Genomic DNA, 18,865 nt, shown 5'->3' on the forward strand with positions numbered 1-18,865 from the left:
GACGGCCATACGTTCCCGGAACATTCGAAGCGCCACCCGAAACATTCGCACGCCCGCACATCCAGTCGTAGACATTCGCACGCCCGCACATCAGTCGAGACATTCGCACGTCCGAACATTCGCGAAGGGTGCTGTCATGGAGTCGAGTAGAGGCCAGGTCACCGGCAAGAGCGCGGGCGGCAGGCCGTTCAGCAGGCGCTGGTTCCTCGGTGCCGGTTCCGCCTCGTTGGTCACCGCGGGCCTCGGCACCGGGCTCACCGCCTGCGGCTCCGGCGGTGGGGCGGGCGGCGGGGACGGGAAGACGATCACCGCGTTCGTGTACGGCGACGACGCGGTGAAGGTCCAGCAGGCGGGCGTCGACCGGTACAACAAGTCGGCCGCCGCGAAGAAGGCCGGCGGCACCGTCAAGCTGCAGAAGGTCCCCGGCTCCGACTACTCCCCCAAGCTCCGCACGGCCATGGGCTCCCCCAGCGCCCCGGACGTCTTCTTCAACTGGGGCGGCGGCTCCATCAAGCCGTACGAGGAGGCGGGCAAGCTCGTCGACCTCACCGATGTCATCGAGGGCGACCCGGTCCTCAAGAGCGGCTTCCTGCCCTCGGTCCTCGCCTCCGGTGATCTCAAGGGCCGCCACTACGGCATCCCGATGCGCGGTATGCAGCCGGTGATCCTCTTCTACAACAAGGCCGTCTTCGCCGAGCACAAGCTCCAGCCGCCCACCACCTGGGACCAGCTCCTCGACAACAACGCCAAGCTGAAGAAGGCGAAGATCACCCCCTTCGCCCTCGGCGGCTCCGACGTCTGGCCCGAGCTGATGTGGCTGGAGTACCTGGTCGACCGGATCGGCGGCCCCGAGGTCTTCAAGCGCATCCAGGACGGCGACGCCGAGGGCTGGGGCGACCCCACCGTCCTCAAGGCCGCCGAGCTGGTCAAGGAGCTCATCGACGACGGTGCCTTCGGCTCCAAGTTCACCTCGGTGTCGTACGTCAACGGCGGCGCCCCCGCGGTCTTCGCGCGCGGCAAGGCGGCCATGCACCTGATGGGCTCCTGGGAGTACTCCACCCAGCTCGGCAAGTTCCCCGACTTCGCCAAGAGCAACCTGGGCTGGGCCCCCTTCCCGACGGTCGAGGGCGGCACGGGCGACGTCCGCAATGTCGTCGGCAACCCCACCAACTACTGGTCCGTCAACGCCCGTACGAAGAACAAGGACCTGGCGATCGGCTTCCTCAAGGACTGCGCGTCGCAGGCGTACGCGCAGGCCCTCATCGACAACGGCGACGTCCCGACCACCTCGAACGCGGCCGATCTCCTCTCCTCCTCGCCCAACCCCGAGTACGCGAAGTTCCAGTACGACATGGTGCAGAAGGCCCCCGCCTTCACCCTCTCCTGGGACCAGGCGCTCGGCGACGGCCTCGGCACCAAGATGCACACGGAGATAGGCAAGCTGTTCGCGGGCCAGTCCTCACCGAGCGAGTTCGTGACGGCCTGCAAGGGGCTGAAGTGACCGTCACGGTCGAGAAGGCCCCGACGGCGGGGAAGCGGCTGGAGAAACGGTCGGCGCACCACGCGAACAGGGTCGGCCGTCCGCACGCCGCCTGGGCCCTCCCCGGCGTCCTCTTCTTCACCTTCTTCGCGGTCGTCCCGATGGCCCTGGCCCTCTATCTCTCCTTCACCAGCTGGGACGGCCTCGGCGACCCGCGCCCGGTGGGCCTCGACAACTGGCAGAAGCTCCTCGACGACCCCCGGATGACCCAGTCCCTGTGGCTGACCGTCGTCCTCACGGTCGCCAGCTGGGTCTTCCAGACGGTCATCGCTCTGCTCCTCGGCGTCTGGGCGGCGGGCCGGCAGCGCAACCGCGCGATCCTCTCCGCGGTCTTCTTCGTCCCGTTCCTGCTCTCCTCCACCGCCATCGCGATCCTCTTCTACGCCCTCCTGGACCCGAACTTCGGCATCATCCAGCGGGACACCCTGGGCTCGCAGAGCGGCGCGTTCCTGGCGATCGTCTTCGTCGGCGGCTGGCAGTTCATCCCCTTCCACACCCTGATCTACCAGGGCGGGGCCCGTCAGATCCCCGACGTCCTCTACCAGGCCGCCGCCATCGACGGCGCCGGCCGCTACCGCCAGTTCTTCTCGATCACGCTCCCGCAGCTGCGCCACACCATCACCACGTCCACGGTCCTGATGGTCGTCGGCTCACTGACGTACTTCGAGACGGTCCTGATCCTCACCAAGGGCGGCCCGGGCACGGACACCGCGATCCTGCCGTACCTGATGTACGAGGCGGGCTTCAAGACGTACGACTTCGGCTACGCCAGCGCCATCGCGTCCTTCCTGGTCATCGCCGCGACGGGCCTCTCGCTCGTCCTGGTCCGGCTGACCGGCTTCAACACGATGCGCAGCACCCGCGAAGGGATGTGACGGCACGAGATGTCACACGACACGTTGGCGCGCCCCACGAAGACCCGCCGGCCGGACGGGAGCCCGCCCGTGGAGAACGGCCGCCGCCGACGCCACTGGACGAGGCGCGCCAACCCGATCGCGGGCCTCGGCGCGTTCCTCTGGCTGGTCATCGTCCTGGTCCCGATCTACGCGATGCTGTCGGCGTCCCTCACGGGCGCGGACAAGGCCCTGACGGGGAACCCCCTCAAGCCCCCCACGGACCCGACCCTCGACAACTACAACACCGTCCTGACCAGCGGCTTCGGCCATCTACTGAGCAACACGGCGATCGTCGCGGTCTCGGTCGTCGGGATCGTCCTGGCCCTCTCCATCCCCCTCGCCTACGTGGCCGTCCGCACCCGCGACCGCTGGTCGAACGCCGCCTTCCGTCTGTTCCTCCTGGGCGTGGCGATCCCGGCGCAGGCAGTGGTGGTCCCCCTCTACCTCCTGATCGCGAAACTCGACCTCTACGACACCCTCCTGGCCGTCATCCTCCCGACGGCGGCCTTCGCGATGCCGGTCTCGGTCCTGGTCCTGGTGGGCACCCTGCGGGACGTGTCGGAGGACCTGTACGAGGCGATGGCCCTGGACGGCGCCTCGCCCCTGCGGATGCTCTTCCAGCTGACGATCCCGCTGGCCAAGGGCGGCATCAGCACGGTCGTCATCTACTCGGCGCTCCAGGCCTGGAACGGCTTCCTCTTCCCGCTGATCTTCACCCAGTCCGACGAACCCCGGGTTCTCACCCTCGGGCTCTTCAACTACGTCAGTCAGTTCGGCGTCAACATCCCCGCCCTGCTCGCCTCGGTCGTCCTCTCCGGTATCCCGATCTTCGCCGTGTATCTGGTGGCGCGGCGGGCGCTGGTGGGCGGGTTGATGGGCGTGGGCGGAAAGTGACATCGATGTCCCCAGCCCGCACGGCTTCTGAAACTCACCGACCCCTGACAGGAGTTTCATGACCACCCCTTGGCGTGACCGCGCCCTGCCCGCCGCCGACCGGGTCGACGACCTGCTCTCCCGGATGACCCTGGAGGAGAAGGCCGCCCAGCTGTACGGCGTGTGGGTGAAGGCCGACTCGAACGGCGAGGACATCGCCCCGGACGAGGAGGAGATGACGGAGGCGTTCGACTTCGACGAGCTGATCACCCGGGGCCTCGGCCAGCTCACCCGCGCCTTCGGCACGGCCCCCGTGGACCCGGCGCTGGGCGCGGTGGCACTGGCCCGCGCCCAGCGCCGCATCATGGCCGCGAACCGTTTCGGCATCCCGGCCGTCGCCCACGAGGAGTGCCTGGCCGGTTTCACCGCCTGGCGCGCGACCGCGTACCCCGTCCCCCTGGCCTGGGGCGCGACCTTCGACCCCGCGCTCGTGGAGGAGATGGCCCGGCACATCGGCCGGGACATGCGCTCGGTCGGCATCCACCAGGGCCTGTCCCCCGTCCTGGACGTGGTCCGCGACCCGCGCTGGGGACGGGTCGAGGAGACGATCGGCGAGGACCCGTATCTGGTGGGCACGGTCGGCGCGGCCTACGTCCGTGGCCTGGAGTCGGCCGGGATCGTCGCCACGCTCAAGCACTTCGCCGGGTACGCCGCGTCCGTGGGCGCCCGCAACCACGCGCCCGTACGCGCGGGTGTACGGGAGTTCGCGGACGTGACACTCCCCCCGTTCGAGATGGCGTTGCGCGAGGGCGGCGCCCGCTCGGTCATGGCGGCGTACACGGAGACGGACGGCGTCCCGGTCTCGGCGGACCCCCGCCTCCTCACCGAACTCCTCCGCGACGACTGGGGCTTCACCGGCACGGTCGTCTCCGACTACTTCGGCGTCGGCTTCCTGGAGACGAACCACCGCGTGGCGGGCAGCCGCGCGGAGGCGGCGCACGCGGCGCTGGCGGCGGGTGTGGACGTGGAACTCCCCGCCCTGCGCTGCTACGGCGAGCCCCTGGTGGCGGCCGTCCGCGCGGGCGAGATCCCCGAGTCCCTGGTGGACCGGGCCGCCCGCCGGGTCCTGCTCCAGAAGTGCGAGCTGGGCATGCTGGACGAGGACTGGGCCCCGGAGACCGAGGCCGGCGAGGTCGACCTCGACCCCCGGGCGAACCGCGCCCTGGCCCGCCGCCTCGCCGAGGAGTCGGTGGTCCTGCTGGACAACCCGGACGACGTGCTCCCGCTCGCCCCCGACATCCGTATCGCCGTCGTGGGCCCCCGCGCCGACGACCCCCTCGCCATGCTCGGCTGCTACTCCTTCCCCTCCCACGTCCTCCCGGCCCACCCCGGCACCCCCCTGGGCCTCGACATCCCGACCGTCCTCCAGTCCCTCCGCACCGAACTCCCCGACGCGAAGATCACCCACGCGGCCGGCAGCGACGTGGACGGCGAGGACACCGGCGGCTTCCCCGAGGCGGTCGCACGGGCGTCCGAGGCCGACGTCTGTGTGGCGGTCCTGGGCGACCGCGCGGGCCTCTTCGGCAGGGGTACGTCCGGCGAGGGCTGCGACGCGGAGGACCTCCGGTTGCCGGGGGTCCAGGCGAAGCTGCTGGACGCGCTGGTCGCCACGGGTACGCCGGTGGTGGCGCTCCTGCTCACCGGGCGCCCGTACGCGCTGGGCCGCTGGCACGGGCAACTGGCGGGCGTGGTCCAGGCGTTCTTTCCCGGGGAGGAGGGCGGCCCGGCGGTGGCGGGAGTGCTGTCGGGCCGCGTCTCCCCCTCGGGCCGCCTCCCGGTGAGCGTCCCGCACCGGCCCGGGGGCCAGCCGTGGACGTACCTCCAGCCCCCGCTGGGCCTGGCAGGCGGCGCGAGCAACCTCGACCCGACCCCGCTGTATCCCTTCGGGTACGGCCGCTCGTACACGACGTTCGAGTGGACGGACTTCGCGAACGAGGGTGACGAAGGTGACGGAGGCGGGGATGTGTCGGTGACCGTCCGCAACACGGGGGAGCGGGCGGGGGCGGAGGTCGTCCAGCTGTACCTGCACGACCCGGTGGCCTCGGTGACCCGCCCCGACGTACGCCTGATCGCCTACCAGCGGCTGGAGTTGGGGCCGGGGGAAGCCTCCCGCGTCACGTTCCGCTTCCACCCCGACGTCTCGTCCTTCACGGACCGCTCGGGACGGCGCGTGGTCGAACCGGGCGCCCTGGAACTGCGGTTGGGCGCGTCGAGTGTCGACGTACGCCACCGGGTTCGGCTGACGCTGACGGGGCCGGTACGCGAGGTGGGCCCGGACCGCCGGTTGCATTGCGGGACGGAGGTCCGGGCCGTGGAGGTCTGACGGCCTGAGGGTCAGTCCGCCTGGGCCGCCGCGAACGAGACGAACGCGGCCCAAGCGGAGGGGCCGAGGTCGAAGTGGGGGCGCGTGGTGTCTTTGGAGTCGCGGATGTGGATGGTGGCGGGGGTGGTGGCGACTTCGACGCAGCTGTCACCTTGATCCGTGCTGTGGCTGGACTTGAACCAAGCGAGTTGGGCGGTACTCATAAGGCTCCTCGCAGTCGCTCCAGCAAGCTCACGGAGTCCTCCGGGGTAAGAGCCTGCGATCGCAGTTTCGCATAACGCTGGTTGAGCAGGGCCACGTCTTTCGGGTCAGCGATCAGCCAACCGTTCATGTGCCCTTCAGCGTAGGCAAGCCGCCGCCCGTCCGGTGTCTCCACAAGCTGGAGCGGCCCCGACAAGCTGGCATGCTGCGCGCGCTTCAGTGGCATGACCTGAAGGCTCGCGTTGCGCAACTCCGCGCACTCCAGCAGGTAGTCCAACAGGCAGCGTGTCACCTCCGGGCCGCCCAGCTCCCGGAGAAGCACGCTCTCCTCGATGATGAAGCTGAACGACGTGTTGGGACGCTCCCGCAACAGCTGCTGTCGCTCCATTCGGACCGCCACCTGCATGTCCAACTCGCCGTCGGTGACCGGTGGAACCGCGTTCTCGAAGACGGCCCGGACGTACGACTCCGGCTGCAACAGTCCCGGCACCAGCCTGCACTCGTACGTATCCAGAACGGCCGCTTCCCTCTCCAAGCGCGCCCACATCCTGAACCAAGCCGCCAACCCCGGCTGCCGAGCCATATGCCGAAACGCGCCCCGCACCGCCCCCGTGTTCCCCGTAGCCTCCTCCGCCAGCTCGACGAACCGCTGATCCGCGAGCCGTCGCCCCAACTCGATGGAAGCCACGGAGTGCTTGGACAAATGAACCCGCGCCCCGAACTCCTCCCGGCTCACCCCCACATGCTCCCGCAGCGCCTGCACCACCGCCCCGAACGCCTTCATGCTGTCCGACGACTCGGGCTCACCACCGGGCCCCTGCACCGCCCACTCCACACCGTGCACCATCAACCCAGAGTGACCGCCCGATCACCGTACTGTCCACCGAACAGCCGCGTACTCCCCCCTCAGTACGCGCAGCGGCCCCCTTACCCAACGCTCACGAAGGCGGGCTATAACGGCCCGATGAGCAAGGGAATAGAGCGCCAGTACCGAAGACGGCGAGGAATCGCACCCGCCTTCCTCGTCATGCTGGCCGCGGCAACGCTGATCATCGCCATGGCGGTGAACGCGATGGCCACGCTCGGCCCGTCGGCCGGGGACGCGCTGGCCGTGGCGGCGTGGCTGGCCATCGCCGGCCGAGTGGTGCTGGAGCAGTTCCGGGCGCGGACGTCCGTCACGGCCGAAGGGGTCACCGTACGCGGAGCGATACGCACCCGTACCTGGGCCTGGTCGGAGATCTACGGCATCCGGGTCGAGGACATCAAGTGGGGCACCCCGCGCTGGTCGGGATATCTCTACGCCACCGACGGAAGCCGGGCCCGCCTCCCGCACGTCGACGAGTACCAACTCACCGACCCGATCGCCGAGATCGCGGACCTGTGCGCCGCCGCCGTGCGACTCGGGCTGACCTCACTGGACACGCGACCGGACGTGGAGGAGCGCATCGCGCGCAGGACGCGACGGCGCAAGGCGTCGCAGCGGACGGCGATCGCGGGCGTGGCGGTCATGGCCGCGATGCTCGTCGTCGACTTCTGGCTGCTGTTCACGGACCGGCCGACGCATACGTACGTACTGGTCTTGGGCGTCCCGCTGGTCTGCCTGCCCGTCCTCTTCCTCGCCCTGGACCGGATCGGCGAACGTCAGCACCGACGCGGCCTGACGACCGCTACCCCACCGACTCGAACCGCCACCGGTGCACCGCCCGACTGACCAACTCCCCGTCCGGCTCCGGCAGTTCGGGCAGCTCGGCGTCGTACGCCGCGTCCCACCAAGTGATGACCAGCACCCGGTCCCCCGGCGCCCGCAACGTCTCGCGGCGCAGCGGCCGTACGGGAAGTTCCTGGGCCCGTGCCCAGGCGAGGAGTGCGTCCCCGCCCCCGTCGACCGCCCGCGCCTCCCACATCAGCGCGACCGTCACGAGTACAGGTTCTCCTTGCTGACCTCGTGCACGTGATCGTGGTCGTGCCCATGCCCGGCGCCGCTCCCCGGCACATGCGGATCCGTCACCGGCAGCGACGAGTCGGCCGACAGATCCCAGTCGGACGCGGCCCGCCCCCGTGCCACCATCTCGGCGCCCAGCGCGGCCACCATCGCCCCGTTGTCCGTGCACAACTTGGGCCGGGGCACCCGGAGCCGGATCCCCGCCGCCTCGCACCGCTCCTGGGCCAGCACCCGCAGCCGGGAGTTGGCGGCGACCCCGCCACCGATCATCAGGTGGTCGACGCCCTGGTCACGACAGGCCCGTACGGCTTTCCTCGTCAGCACGTCCACCACGGCCTCCTGGAAGGAAGCCGCCACGTCCCGTACCGGAACGTCCTCCCCCGCCGCCCGCTTGGCCTCGATCCAGCGGGCCACGGCGGTCTTCAGGCCGGAGAAGGAGAAGTCGTAGGCGGGGTCGCGGGGCCCGGTGAGGCCGCGCGGGAAGGTGATCGCGTTCGGGTCGCCCTCCTTCGCGTACCGGTCGATGACCGGCCCGCCCGGGAACCCGAGGTTGAGCACGCGCGCGATCTTGTCGAAGGCCTCACCCGCCGCGTCGTCGATCGTCGCGCCCATGGGCCGTACGTCGGACGTGATGTCCGTCGACAGGAGCAGGGACGAGTGGCCGCCGCTCACCAGCAGCGCCATCGTCGGCTCGGGCAGCGCCCCGTGCTCCAGCTGGTCGACGCAGATGTGGGAGGCGAGGTGGTTGACGCCGTAGAGCGGCTTGCCGAGCGCGTACGCGTACGCCTTGGCCGCCGAGACACCCACCAGCAGCGCGCCCGCGAGGCCCGGACCGGCGGTGACGGCGATGCCGTCGAGGTCCTTCGCGCTGACCCCCGCCTCCTTCAGCGCGCGGTCGATCGTCGGGACCATCGCCTCCAGATGCGCGCGGGACGCCACCTCGGGCACCACTCCGCCGAAGCGGGCGTGCTCGTCGACGCTGGACGCGATCGCGTCGGCCAGCAGGGTGGTCCCCCGCACGATGCCGACGCCGGTCTCGTCGCAGGAGGTCTCGATCCCCAGGACCAGGGGTTCGTCTGCCATGGGCCTAGCCATTGATCTCGGTTCCTTGTACGGAAGTGGAAGGGTCGTTGAGGCGCATGACGAGGGCGTCCACGTTCCCCGGCTGGTAGTAGCCGCGGCGGAAGCCGATCGCCTCGAAGCCGAAGCGTTCGTAGAGCTTCTGGGCGCGGACGTTGTCGACCCGGCATTCGAGCATCACCTGGGCGCACTCGAACGCGGTGGCGGCCCGCAGCAGCTCGGTGAGGATCAGCGCGCCGAGGCCGGTGCCCCAGTGTTCACGGGCGACGGCGATGGTCTGGACGTCGGCGGTGTCCCCGGCGGAGGCCAGGCCCCCGTAGCCGACGATCCGCCCGTCCTCCTCGGGGGACACCGCCACGACGTACCGACGGGTGGCGTTCGGCCCCCGCGCGTGGGCGAGGTCCGACCAGAACATGCCCCGGGACCAGGCGTCCTCGGGGAAGAGGTCCTTCTCCAGCTCCAGGACGGGCTCGATGTCCCACCAGCGCATCTCGCGCAGCACCGGGGTCGTCACTTGGGGGTGACCACCTTGTAGTTCTTGGGCACCTGGGCGTCGGGCCGGCGCAGATACAGCGGCCGGGGCGCCTCCAGCTCCTCGCCCGCCGCGAGCCGTTCGGCGGCCAGCGCGGCGAGGGCGGCCGCGGAGACGTGCTCGGGCCCGCGGGCGTCCGGGAAGGCGTCGGGGTAGAGGACCGCCCCGGCTCCCACCGCGGGCAGTCCGGCCACCATGTCGGCGATGTCGGCGGGCCGGTCGACGGCCGGCTCGGTGACCCGCCTGCGAGGCCCGTCGTATCTCGCCCAGTACACCTCTTTGCGCCGGGCGTCGGTGGCCACGACGAACGGCCCCTGGACCGCCCCCTCGGCCGCGTACGCGAGCCCGTCGAGGGTGCACAGGCCGTGGACGGGGACCCCGAGGGCGAGGCCGAAGGTGTCGGCGGTCATGAGGCCGACGCGCAGCCCGGTGTACGGGCCGGGACCGATGCCCACGACGATGCCGGTGACGGCGTCGAGGCGGGTGCCCGCCTCGGCGAGGACCCGGTCGACGGCGGGCAGCAGCAGTTCCCCGTGGCGACGCGCGTCCACCTGGCTCGACGCGGCGACGACGTCCGTCCCGTCGTGCAGCGCGACGGTGACGGCGGGGGTGGCGGTATCCAGAGCGAGCAAGAGCACGCAAACAGCCTACGGCGCTTCGGGCCGGGCCACGGCCGACCCGGTGCACACCGCGTCTGCTGCTACCGTCACAGCACAGACGTACTTCAAAGGCGTACGTGGGTACGAGAGGTGGGCTCAGAAGGTGGCGAGTAGCAGCTCGGTAGTCGTGGCCGGGCTCACCGCGGCGGCCATCGCCGCAGTAGGTTTCCTCACCTATCAGGCGTCGGCGACCGTCCCCGACGACCTGGGGAAACCGTCCCCCTCCAAGTCCTCGGCACTCCCGAAGTCCAAGGCCCCCGCCGAGCGGGAGAAGGACACCGACGAGGTCCTCCCCGACGACTCGGGCGCCGGCGAACGCGTCGTCTACTCTCTCGACGACGACCGCGTCTGGCTGGTCGGCGCCAACGAGAAGGTCACCCGCACGTTCGAGGTCACCCCCAGCACGGTCGACCCCACCCCCGCCACCTATACGGTCACGTCCCGCTCCGCCGCCGTCACCGGCTCCGACGGCACCCCCATCGAGAACGTCGTCCGCTTCGCCACGGTCGACGGCGTCTCCATCGGCTTCAGCGCGGCGGTCGACGGCTCCACCCCCGAACCGGACCCCGCCACCAAGACGGGCGGCATCCGCGAGTCCCGCAAGGACGGCAAGGCGATGTGGCAGTTCGCGGGCATCGGCACGAAGGTGGTCGTGGTCGAGTAGGGGGTTCGTTGTCGGGTGCGGCTCCGGTGGGGGCTGGTCGCGCAGTTCCCCGCGCCCCTAAAGATTCAGGCCCCTGCGGGCCTGAAAAGTTTGGGGCGCGGCCCCGGCTTTTTTCACGGCCCGCAGGGGCCGTGTCTTTCAGGGGCGCGGGGAACTGCGCGAGAAGCCCCACCGAACCCGCAGCCGCGACACAACCGCGAACACCCCTCCCGGAGCGCTACGCGGCCTTGGGACGCCGCACTTCCACCTTCACCGGAGGTGCAGGCGGCGGCGTGGAAATCACCTTCGCCGCCGCACACGAAGCCAAGAGGTCCCGCATCGACACCCCGCCCGCCCCGGACGGCTTACGTTCCGCTGTCGACATGGACGCCTCCTGGTGCCACCGGCGAACCAAGTTAGGTAGACCTAACCAAGGACTGTTTCCCATGTGACCACGCCAAGGACACCCAACGCAACATCTTGCCGACACCCTGCCGGAAAGACAGCCCGGAAAACGGCTCGGCAAGACGGCTCGGCAAGGCACCCCGCAACGACAGCGGGGCGCTACGCGGACAGCACCCCGAGCTCCACGGCCCCCCACCGTTCCCCCACCCCGGTGACAGTCACCTGGCGCACCTCGTCGGTCGTGTCCCCGACCGCCCGGTGGATGACGACCTGCAACCGGTCGTCCGTGAGCTCCTCGACCTTCCCCTCGCCCCACTCCACCACGATCACCGATTCCGGCAGCGAGACATCGAGATCGAGGTCCTCCATCTCGTCCAGCCCGCCGCCCAGGCGATACGCGTCGACATGGACGAGCGGCGGCCCCTGGACCAGCGACGGATGCACCCGGGCGATGACGAAGGTCGGCGAGGTGACCGCACCCCGCACCCCCAGCCCCTCCCCGAGCCCCCGGGTCAGGGTCGTCTTCCCGGCGCCCAACTCCCCGTTGAGCATGACGAGATCACCCGCCCGCAACAGCTTGGCCAGGCGACGGCCCAGCTCCAGCATCCGGTCGGGAGAGTTCACGGTGATCCGCTCGACCGCCCCGGACTCACCCGGGACGCGCGGTGCTGCTGGCGCTTCCATAACCACTTACGGTAGCCCCCGCCGGGACGGCCCCCGCACGGGTGAGCAGGTCGGCGAGCCGGTCCGTCACCACTTCGGGGTGCTCCAGCATCACCAGATGCCCCGCGTCGGGCACGAGCACCAGCTCCGCGTCCGGCAGCAGATCGGCGATGGCCTCGCTGTGCTCGCTCGGCGTGACGAGGTCCTTGACCCCGGCCAGCACGAGCACCGGCAGCTCGGTGAAGCCCGCGAGCGCCTCGGTCTTGTCGTGCTCGGTGAACGCCGGATAGAACTCGGCGACGACGTCGATCGGCGTGCCCTCGATCATCCGTTCGGCGAACCGCGCGACCGCCGGGTCGACGTCCCGCGACGCGAACGAGTACCGCTTGATGATCCCGGCGAACAGATCGGCGGTCGCCCGCCGCCCCCGCTCCACCAGCGCGGCCTGCTGCCCCAGCGCCTTCAGCACCCCGGGCAGCACCCGCCGTACGGCGTTGACGCCCGCGACCGGCAGCCCGAAGTTGACCTCGCCGAGCCGCCCCGACGACGTACCGACCAGGGCGACGCCGACGACCCGCTCGCGGATCAGCTCCGGGTAGTGCGCGGCCAGCGCCATGACGGTCATCCCGCCCATGGAGTGCCCGACGAGCACGATGGGCCCCTCGGGCACCGCCGCGTCGATGACGGCCTTGAGGTCGCGCCCGAGCTGGTCGATGGTGACCGGCCGCTCGTCCTGCACCTGGGACACCCCGCGCGCGGAGCGGCCGTGGCTGCGCTGGTCCCAGTGCACGGTCCTCACGACACCGCGCAGCGCGGCCCGCTGGAAGTGCCAGGAGTCCTGGTTGAGGCAGTAGCCGTGGCTGAAGACGACGGTGACGGGGGCGGGTGCCTTGCGGCCGAAGAGCCGGCGCCTGCGCGGCGAGAGGCCGGCCTCGGGCTCGACGTCGTCGACCTCGTAGTACAGCTCGGTGCCGTCGTCGGCGTACGCCTTGCCGGGGCTGCCGCGCAGCGCGCCGTACGGGCCGGTGGAGTCGAGCGCGAGGCGGGCCTTCCTGCGCATGCCGCGCCCGACGGTGAGCCGCTCTATGGCGACACCGGCCGCCGCGCCCGCCGCGACCACGCCTATCGCCGCCCCGGCGACCCCGGCTCTGCGCCAGATCCCGTCGCCGGACGCGGCCGAGGCGGCGGCCGCGCTCGCGACGGCCTCCACGGCCTCCGCGCTGCTCTCGCTCACGTCCCGCTCCTCTTCACCGACATGTCCGGTCTCGCTCTCGCTCCGCACACCCGTACGGAGTTACCCGTCTCGTTCGTCTTTCACTTACTCGTGTTCAGGTGCCCGGGATCACATCCTCACGGGCCCCGGTCGGATGTGCCCGCTCACTCACCCGTGTCGTCCGCGTCGTCCGTGTCGACATAGACGCGCGGCACGCGGGTTCCGATGCGCGTCACGATCTCGTACGCGATGGTCCCGGCCGCCTGCGCCCAGTCCTCGGCGGTCGGCTCGCCGCCGTCACCGGCTCCGAACAGCACGACCTCGTCCCCGGCGGCGGGTTCGTCCCCGCCGAGGTCGACGACGAACTGGTCCATGGCGACCCGGCCCGCGACCGTCCGCCACTTGCCGCCGACGAGGACGGGCCCGGTGCCGGAGGCGTGCCGGGGGATGCCGTCCGCGTAGCCGACGGGGACGAGGCCGAGGGTCGTGTCGCCGGGCGTGACGTAGTGGTGCCCGTAGCTGACGCCGTGGCCCCCGGGGACGTGCTTGACCAGCGCGAGCGAGGCGCTGAGCCGCATCACCGGGCGCAGCCCGAGATCGGCCGAGCTGCCCAGCTCCGGGCTGGGCGAGACGCCGTAGAGGGCGATGCCCGTCCGTACGAGGTCGAAGTGCGCGTCCGGGCGGGTGAGTGTGGCCGGCGAGTTGGCGATGTGCCGCACCTCCGGGCGGACTCCCCGCCCCTCGGCGTACGCGACCATCTCGCGGAAGCGGGTGAGCTGGGCCTCGATGGACGGGTGCCCCGGCTCGTCGGCGCACGCGAAGTGCGACCAGAGTCCGGTGACCGTCACCAGCCCCTCGGCCTGCGCGCGCAGCGCCTCGGCGACGAGCTCCGGCCAGTCCTCGGGCTGGCAGCCGTTGCGCCCGAGCCCGGTGTCGGCCTTGAGCTGCACACGCGCGCGTACGCCCACCTCGCGGGCGGCATCGGCGACCTCGCGCAGCGCCCACAGCCCGCTGATCCCGACGTCCAGGCCCGCCTCGACGGCCTCGCGCCAGGGCCCGCCCGGCACCCACAGCCAGCACATCAGCCGCCCCGAAAGCCCCGCCGCGCGCAGCGCCAGCGCCTCCTCGGGCGTGGCCGTCCCGAGCCAGGTCGCCCCCGCCTCGACGGCCGCCCGGGCACACCGCACCGCGCCATGGCCGTACGCGTCCGACTTGACCACGGCCATCAGCTCGGCACCCGACGCCGACGCACGCAACGTCCGCACATTGGCCCGCAGGGCATCCAGATCGATCTCGGCACGGGCCCGCAGGGGCGCGCTCCGCAGAGGTGCTGTCTCACTCATGTCAGCCCCAGTGTCTCAGAGCGAACGACGGCTCGATCGAACGGGCGCAGCCCGGTTCGGACAGGGGCGCGGGGCCCTACGCTCCGTAAGGGGCGGGGGGCCTGGGCCCCGTAAGGGGCGCGGGGAACTGCGCGACAAGCCACGACGCACCAGCAGCCCGCCACGCACAGAACCTCCCGCCCCGAACCCGATTCACCACCCCCACAGCACAATGTCACGTACAGTCACACACGGCGCACGACAGGTCGCGAACGGCACGAAACAACGACACGAAACAACGGCACGACACAGGGGTTGATATGTGCGGAATCGTGGGATACGTCGGCTCGCAGTCCGCCCTCGACGTGGTCCTCGCCGGCCTGAAACGCCTGGAGTACCGGGGCTACGACTCCGCGGGCGTGGCGGTCCTGGCCGACGGCGGCCTGGCCGCCGCGCGAAAGGCCGGGAAGCTGGTCAACCTGGAGAAAGAGCTGGTCGGCCGCCCGCTGCCGACCGGCACCACCGGTATCGGCCACACCCGCTGGGCCACCCACGGCGGCCCCACGGACGCCAACGCCCACCCGCACCTCGACAACGCGGGCCGCGTCGCCGTCGTCCACAACGGCATCATCGAGAACTTCGCCGCGCTGCGCGCCGAACTGGCCGAGCGGGGCCACGTCCTGACCTCCGAGACGGACACCGAGGTCGTCGCCCATCTGCTCGCCGAGGAGTTCTCCTCGTGCGACGACCTCGCGGAGGCGATGCGGCTGGTGTGCCGCCGGCTGGAGGGCGCGTTCACGCTGGTCGCGGTGCACGCGGACGCGCCGGACGTGGTCGTGGGCGCGCGTCGTAACTCCCCCTTGGTCGTCGGTGTCGGAGAGGGCGAGGCCTTCCTCGCCTCCGACGTCGCCGCGTTCATCGCGCACACCCGCTCGGCGATCGAGCTCGGCCAGGACCAGGTGGTCGAACTGCGCCGCGACGGCGTCACGGTGACGACCTTCGACGGCCGCCCCGCCGAGGTCCGCTCGTACCACGTCGACTGGGACGCGTCGGCGGCGGAGAAGGGCGGCTACGACTACTTCATGCTCAAGGAGATCGCCGAGCAGCCCAAGGCGGTCGCGGACACGCTCCTCGGCCGTATCGACGCGGCGGGCTCACTGTCCCTGGACGAGGTCCGGATCTCCGCGTCGGAGCTGCGCGAGCTGAACAAGGTGGTCATCGTCGCGTGCGGTACGGCGTTCCACGCGGGCCTCATCGCCAAGTACGCCATCGAACACTGGACCCGCATCCCCTGCGAGGTGGAGCTGGCCAGCGAGTTCCGCTACCGGGACCCGATCCTGGACTCCCACACCCTGGTCATCGCCATCTCCCAGTCCGGCGAGACCATGGACACGCTGATGGCCCTGCGCCACGCCCGCGAACAGGGCGCCCGCGTCCTGGCCATCTGCAACACCAACGGCTCGACGATCCCCCGCGAGTCCGACGCGGTCCTCTACACCCACGCGGGCCCGGAGGTGGCGGTCGCCTCCACGAAGGCGTTCCTGACACAGCTGGTGGCGTGCTACCTGGTGGCGCTGTACCTCGGGCAGGTACGGGGCACCAAGTGGGGCGACGAGATCCGCGCCGTGATCCGCGACCTCTCCCGTATCTCCCGCGAGGTGGAGCGGGTCCTCGAAACGATGGAGCCGGTACGGGAGTTGGCGCGCACCCTGGCCGACAAGAACACGGTGCTGTTCCTGGGCCGCCACGTGGGCTATCCGGTGGCCCTGGAAGGCGCCCTGAAGCTCAAGGAACTGGCCTACATGCACGCGGAGGGCTTCGCGGCGGGCGAGCTGAAGCACGGCCCGATCGCCCTGATCGAGGAGGACCTCCCGGTGGTGGTCGTGGTCCCCTCCCCGGCGGGCCGCTCCCTCCTCCACGACAAGATCGTCTCCAACATCCAGGAGATCCGCGCGCGGGGTGCCCGCACGATCGTCATCGCGGAGGAGGGCGACGAGGCGGTCGTCCCGTACGCCGACCACCTGATCCGCATCCCCGCCACCCCCACCCTCCTCCAACCCTTGGTCGCCACGGTCCCCCTCCAGGTCTTCGCCTGCGAACTGGCCACGGCCCGGGGCAACGAGGTGGACCAGCCGCGGAACCTGGCGAAGTCGGTGACGGTGGAGTGAGGGGAGAAGTGTGGAGAGGAGTGAGGACGGGAGAGCGGGGCGGGACGGCCTCGGGCTGCGGCCGCGGCCGCGGCCGCCGAGGCTAGGGTGCGGATCATGCCCATCATCGGAGTCGGCATCGACGTCGCCGAGATCGACCGTTTCCGCGCCTCGCTGGAGCGCACGCCCAGCATGGCCGAACGCCTCTTCCTGCCCAGCGAACTCCTGCTCCCCAGCGGGGAACGCCGGGGCATCGCCTCCCTCGCGGCCCGCTTCGCCGCGAAGGAGGCCCTCGCGAAGGCCCTCGGCGCCCCCAGCGGCCTCCGCTGGACCGACGCCGAGGTCTACGTCGAAGCCTCCGGCCAGCCCCGCCTCCGAGTAACCGGCACGGTCGCCTCCCGCGCCTCCGAACTCGGCGTCCAGTCCTGGCACATCTCCCTGAGCCACGACGCGGGGGTGGCCTCGGCGGTGGTGATCGCGGAGGGGTGAGGGGGCGCCTTGTAGCTCGGGGGTACGCATAGGAGGACCGGGGCGCGTCACAGCTCGGGGGTACGCGTAACAGGGCGACCGCGGGCCGTACGTGGCTGATCGCGCAGTTCCCCGCGCCCCTAACGGTGGCACGCGTGCCACCGCTCCCCCATCCCCAACCCCATCCCTAACTGCGGGCACACACCGCCCCGCACCGCTTCCCTCCCCACCCCCAACCTCAACCCATCTGCGGGCAATCGTGCCGCTGGGGCGGCACGGGTGGGCGCAGGCGGCGCCTCGTGACCGCCGAGCAGCGGACCCCACCCTCGCCCAGCCACAGCAGCGGACACCCAACACCCCCGCCCAGCCACAGCCAATCGCCCCACCCCGCCGCACACACCCCCCACCACAAGGCAGACTCACCCCATGCGCTCAGCCCACCGCGTTGAAACCGTCCGCTCAGCCGAACGCACCCTCATGGCCCGCCTCCCCGACGGCGCCCTGATGCAACGCGCCGCCGCAGGCCTCGCCGCGGCCTGCGCCGACACCCTCCCCCGCCGCGTCTACGGCAGCCGCGTCGTCCTCCTCACCGGCAGCGGGGACAACGGCGGCGACACCCTCTACGCCGGCGCCCGCCTGGCAAGGCGCGGCGCGGGCGTGACCGCGGTCCTCCTCACCCCCGACCGCACCCACCCCGAGGCCCTGAAGGCCCTCCTCCGAGCAGGCGGCACCACCACCACAGCCACCGCCCCCACCACCGCCGCCCTCCTCCACCGCGCCGACCTCGTCCTGGACGGCATCGTCGGCATCGGCGGCAGCGGCGGCCTCCGCCCCGAAGCCGCCCACCTCGCCGACCTCCTCGCCACCTCCCCCGCCACGGTCATCGCCGTGGACCTCCCGAGCGGCATCGAACCGGACACCGGCGAGGTGCACGGCGCAGCCGTCCGCGCCGACCTCACCGTCACCTTCGGCACCCACAAACCGGGCCTCCTCGTCGACCCGGCCCGCGAGTACGCCGGCTCGGTCCGCCTGATCGACATCGGCCTGGCGGACACCCTCCCGCCCACCCCGGCCCTGGAAGCCCTCCAGCACGCCGACGTGGCCGCCCGCCTCCCCCACCCCTCCCCCGAGAGCGACAAGTACCGCCGGGGAGTCGTCGGGATCGCGGCGGGCTCCACCCGCTACCCGGGCGCGGCCGTCCTCGCGGTCGCGGGCGCCCTGCGCGGCGGAGCGGGCGCCGTCCGCTACGTGGGCGCGGCCACCGACGCGGTCCTGGCCCGCTTCCCGGAGACCCTGGTCTCGAACACGGGCCCGAAGAAGGCTGGAAGGGTCCAGGCCTGGGTCGCGGGCCCCGGAGCGGGCGACGACCCGGCCCCCGTCGCCGAGGCCCTCGCCACCGACGTCCCCGTCCTCCTGGACGCCGACGGCCTCCGCCTCGCCGACCGCGAGACGGTACGCACCCGCACGGCCCCGACCCTGCTGACCCCGCACGCGGGCGAGGCGGCGGCCCTCCTCGGTATCTCCCGCGAGGAGGTGGAAGCGGCCCGCCTCACCGCCGTACGCGACCTGGCCCGCGCCTACGACGCGACGGTCCTCCTCAAGGGCTCCACCACCCTGATCGCCACCCCGGACCCCGACGCCCCGGTCCGTGTCAACGCCACCGGCACCCCCTGGCTGGCGACGGCCGGCAGCGGCGACGTCCTCTCGGGCCTGGCGGGCTCACTCCTGGCGGCCGGCCTCTCCCCCCTGGACGCGGCGAGCGTGGCGGCGTACGTCCACGGCCTGGCGGGCCGCTACGCCGCCGACGGTGCCCCGGCGGGCGCCCACGACGTGGCGGAGGCGATCCCGTCGGCCTGGCGGGACATCACCACCTGACGCCCACCCCGCACAGGTCCCCC

General features: G+C 71.6%; 18 protein-coding genes. 9 read left to right on the forward strand and 9 right to left on the reverse strand.

Annotated features, from left to right (window positions below):
* Window positions 1–136 precede the first annotated feature (136 nt).
* Genes ABT147_RS05955 through ABT147_RS05970 form a run of 4 tightly spaced genes read left to right on the forward strand, consistent with a single transcriptional unit; the run spans window position 137 to window position 5,692 of the window.
* On the forward strand, window positions 137–1,501 hold the full coding sequence (locus ABT147_RS05955; protein WP_351402933.1) for an ABC transporter substrate-binding protein: 1,365 nt from the start codon (window positions 137–139) through the stop codon (window positions 1,499–1,501).
* Window positions 1,498–2,415, forward strand: a complete 918-nt coding sequence (locus tag ABT147_RS05960; RefSeq protein WP_502983031.1) for a carbohydrate ABC transporter permease — start codon at window positions 1,498–1,500, stop codon at window positions 2,413–2,415. Before ABT147_RS05955 ends, ABT147_RS05960 begins: the two co-directional genes overlap by 4 nt.
* Before the next feature lie 9 nt (window positions 2,416–2,424).
* The gene (locus tag ABT147_RS05965; protein ID WP_351402934.1) at window positions 2,425–3,330 is read left to right on the forward strand and encodes a carbohydrate ABC transporter permease; all 906 of its coding nucleotides are present in this window, start codon (window positions 2,425–2,427) and stop codon (window positions 3,328–3,330) included.
* A 58-nt stretch (window positions 3,331–3,388) separates the two neighbouring features.
* Entirely contained in the window at window positions 3,389–5,692 is a 2,304-nt protein-coding gene (locus ABT147_RS05970) for a beta-xylosidase/alpha-l-arabinosidase (RefSeq protein WP_351402935.1), read from the forward strand.
* An 11-nt stretch (window positions 5,693–5,703) separates the two neighbouring features.
* Here the strand turns inward: ABT147_RS05970 and ABT147_RS05975 are convergent, their stop codons facing one another.
* Complete coding sequence (locus tag ABT147_RS05975) at window positions 5,704–5,895, reverse strand: DUF397 domain-containing protein (protein ID WP_351402936.1); 192 nt, start codon at window positions 5,893–5,895, stop codon at window positions 5,704–5,706.
* On the reverse strand, window positions 5,892–6,740 hold the full coding sequence (locus ABT147_RS05980; RefSeq protein ID WP_351402937.1) for a Scr1 family TA system antitoxin-like transcriptional regulator: 849 nt from the start codon (window positions 6,738–6,740) through the stop codon (window positions 5,892–5,894). Before ABT147_RS05980 ends, ABT147_RS05975 begins: the two co-directional genes overlap by 4 nt.
* 117 nt (window positions 6,741–6,857) lie before the next feature.
* Here ABT147_RS05980 and ABT147_RS05985 point away from each other — a divergent pair, with 117 nt between their 5' ends.
* Entirely contained in the window at window positions 6,858–7,604 is a 747-nt protein-coding gene (locus tag ABT147_RS05985; protein ID WP_351402939.1) for a PH domain-containing protein, read from the forward strand.
* On the opposite strand, the gene ABT147_RS05990 is transcribed toward ABT147_RS05985, so the two are convergent.
* From ABT147_RS05990 to tsaB, 4 genes are read right to left on the reverse strand one after another with little or no spacing between them, the layout of a single operon-like run.
* The gene (locus ABT147_RS05990) at window positions 7,561–7,812 is read right to left on the reverse strand and encodes a hypothetical protein (protein WP_351402940.1); all 252 of its coding nucleotides are present in this window, start codon (window positions 7,810–7,812) and stop codon (window positions 7,561–7,563) included. The two genes, ABT147_RS05985 and ABT147_RS05990, sit on opposite strands and share 44 nt — an antisense overlap.
* Window positions 7,809–8,918, reverse strand: a complete 1,110-nt coding sequence (gene tsaD, locus ABT147_RS05995; protein WP_351402941.1) for a tRNA (adenosine(37)-N6)-threonylcarbamoyltransferase complex transferase subunit TsaD — start codon at window positions 8,916–8,918, stop codon at window positions 7,809–7,811. Before tsaD ends, ABT147_RS05990 begins: the two co-directional genes overlap by 4 nt.
* Window positions 8,919–8,922: 4 nt before the next feature.
* Entirely contained in the window at window positions 8,923–9,429 is a 507-nt protein-coding gene (gene rimI, locus ABT147_RS06000) for a ribosomal protein S18-alanine N-acetyltransferase (protein WP_351402942.1), read from the reverse strand.
* Window positions 9,426–10,085, reverse strand: coding sequence for a tRNA (adenosine(37)-N6)-threonylcarbamoyltransferase complex dimerization subunit type 1 TsaB (gene tsaB / locus ABT147_RS06005; protein WP_351402943.1), 660 nt, complete (start codon window positions 10,083–10,085; stop codon window positions 9,426–9,428). Before tsaB ends, rimI begins: the two co-directional genes overlap by 4 nt.
* Before the next feature lie 124 nt (window positions 10,086–10,209).
* Between tsaB and ABT147_RS06010 the strand changes: the two genes are divergently transcribed.
* Entirely contained in the window at window positions 10,210–10,770 is a 561-nt protein-coding gene (locus ABT147_RS06010; RefSeq protein WP_351402944.1) for a L,D-transpeptidase, read from the forward strand.
* A gap of 543 nt (window positions 10,771–11,313) precedes the next feature.
* On the opposite strand, the gene tsaE is transcribed toward ABT147_RS06010, so the two are convergent.
* The 3 genes from tsaE to alr all read right to left on the reverse strand — a co-directional run bounded on the left by tsaE (window position 11,314) and on the right by alr (window position 14,373).
* Window positions 11,314–11,838: a tRNA (adenosine(37)-N6)-threonylcarbamoyltransferase complex ATPase subunit type 1 TsaE gene (gene tsaE / locus ABT147_RS06015; RefSeq protein ID WP_351402946.1), complete on the reverse strand. Its 525-nt coding sequence runs from the start codon at window positions 11,836–11,838 to the stop codon at window positions 11,314–11,316.
* Window positions 11,804–13,051: an alpha/beta fold hydrolase gene (locus ABT147_RS06020; protein ID WP_351402947.1), complete on the reverse strand. Its 1,248-nt coding sequence runs from the start codon at window positions 13,049–13,051 to the stop codon at window positions 11,804–11,806. Before ABT147_RS06020 ends, tsaE begins: the two co-directional genes overlap by 35 nt.
* A gap of 143 nt (window positions 13,052–13,194) precedes the next feature.
* Window positions 13,195–14,373, reverse strand: coding sequence for an alanine racemase (gene alr / locus ABT147_RS06025; RefSeq protein ID WP_351402948.1), 1,179 nt, complete (start codon window positions 14,371–14,373; stop codon window positions 13,195–13,197).
* Window positions 14,374–14,672: 299 nt separating this feature from the next.
* Between alr and glmS the strand changes: the two genes are divergently transcribed.
* The 3 genes from glmS to ABT147_RS06040 all read left to right on the forward strand — a co-directional run bounded on the left by glmS (window position 14,673) and on the right by ABT147_RS06040 (window position 18,842).
* A complete protein-coding gene (gene glmS, locus ABT147_RS06030) occupies window positions 14,673–16,520 on the forward strand; it encodes a glutamine--fructose-6-phosphate transaminase (isomerizing) (RefSeq protein WP_351402949.1) in 1,848 nt (615 codons plus the stop codon).
* Window positions 16,521–16,616: 96 nt separating this feature from the next.
* On the forward strand, window positions 16,617–16,988 hold the full coding sequence (locus ABT147_RS06035) for a holo-ACP synthase (protein WP_351402950.1): 372 nt from the start codon (window positions 16,617–16,619) through the stop codon (window positions 16,986–16,988).
* Window positions 16,989–17,393: 405 nt separating this feature from the next.
* Complete coding sequence (locus ABT147_RS06040; protein WP_351402951.1) at window positions 17,394–18,842, forward strand: NAD(P)H-hydrate dehydratase; 1,449 nt, start codon at window positions 17,394–17,396, stop codon at window positions 18,840–18,842.
* Window positions 18,843–18,865: the final 23 nt, after the last annotated feature.

This window comes from Streptomyces sp. NPDC001868 (genome assembly GCF_040297125.1).
In the GTDB taxonomy this organism is placed as follows: Bacteria; Actinomycetota; Actinomycetes; order Streptomycetales; family Streptomycetaceae; genus Streptomyces.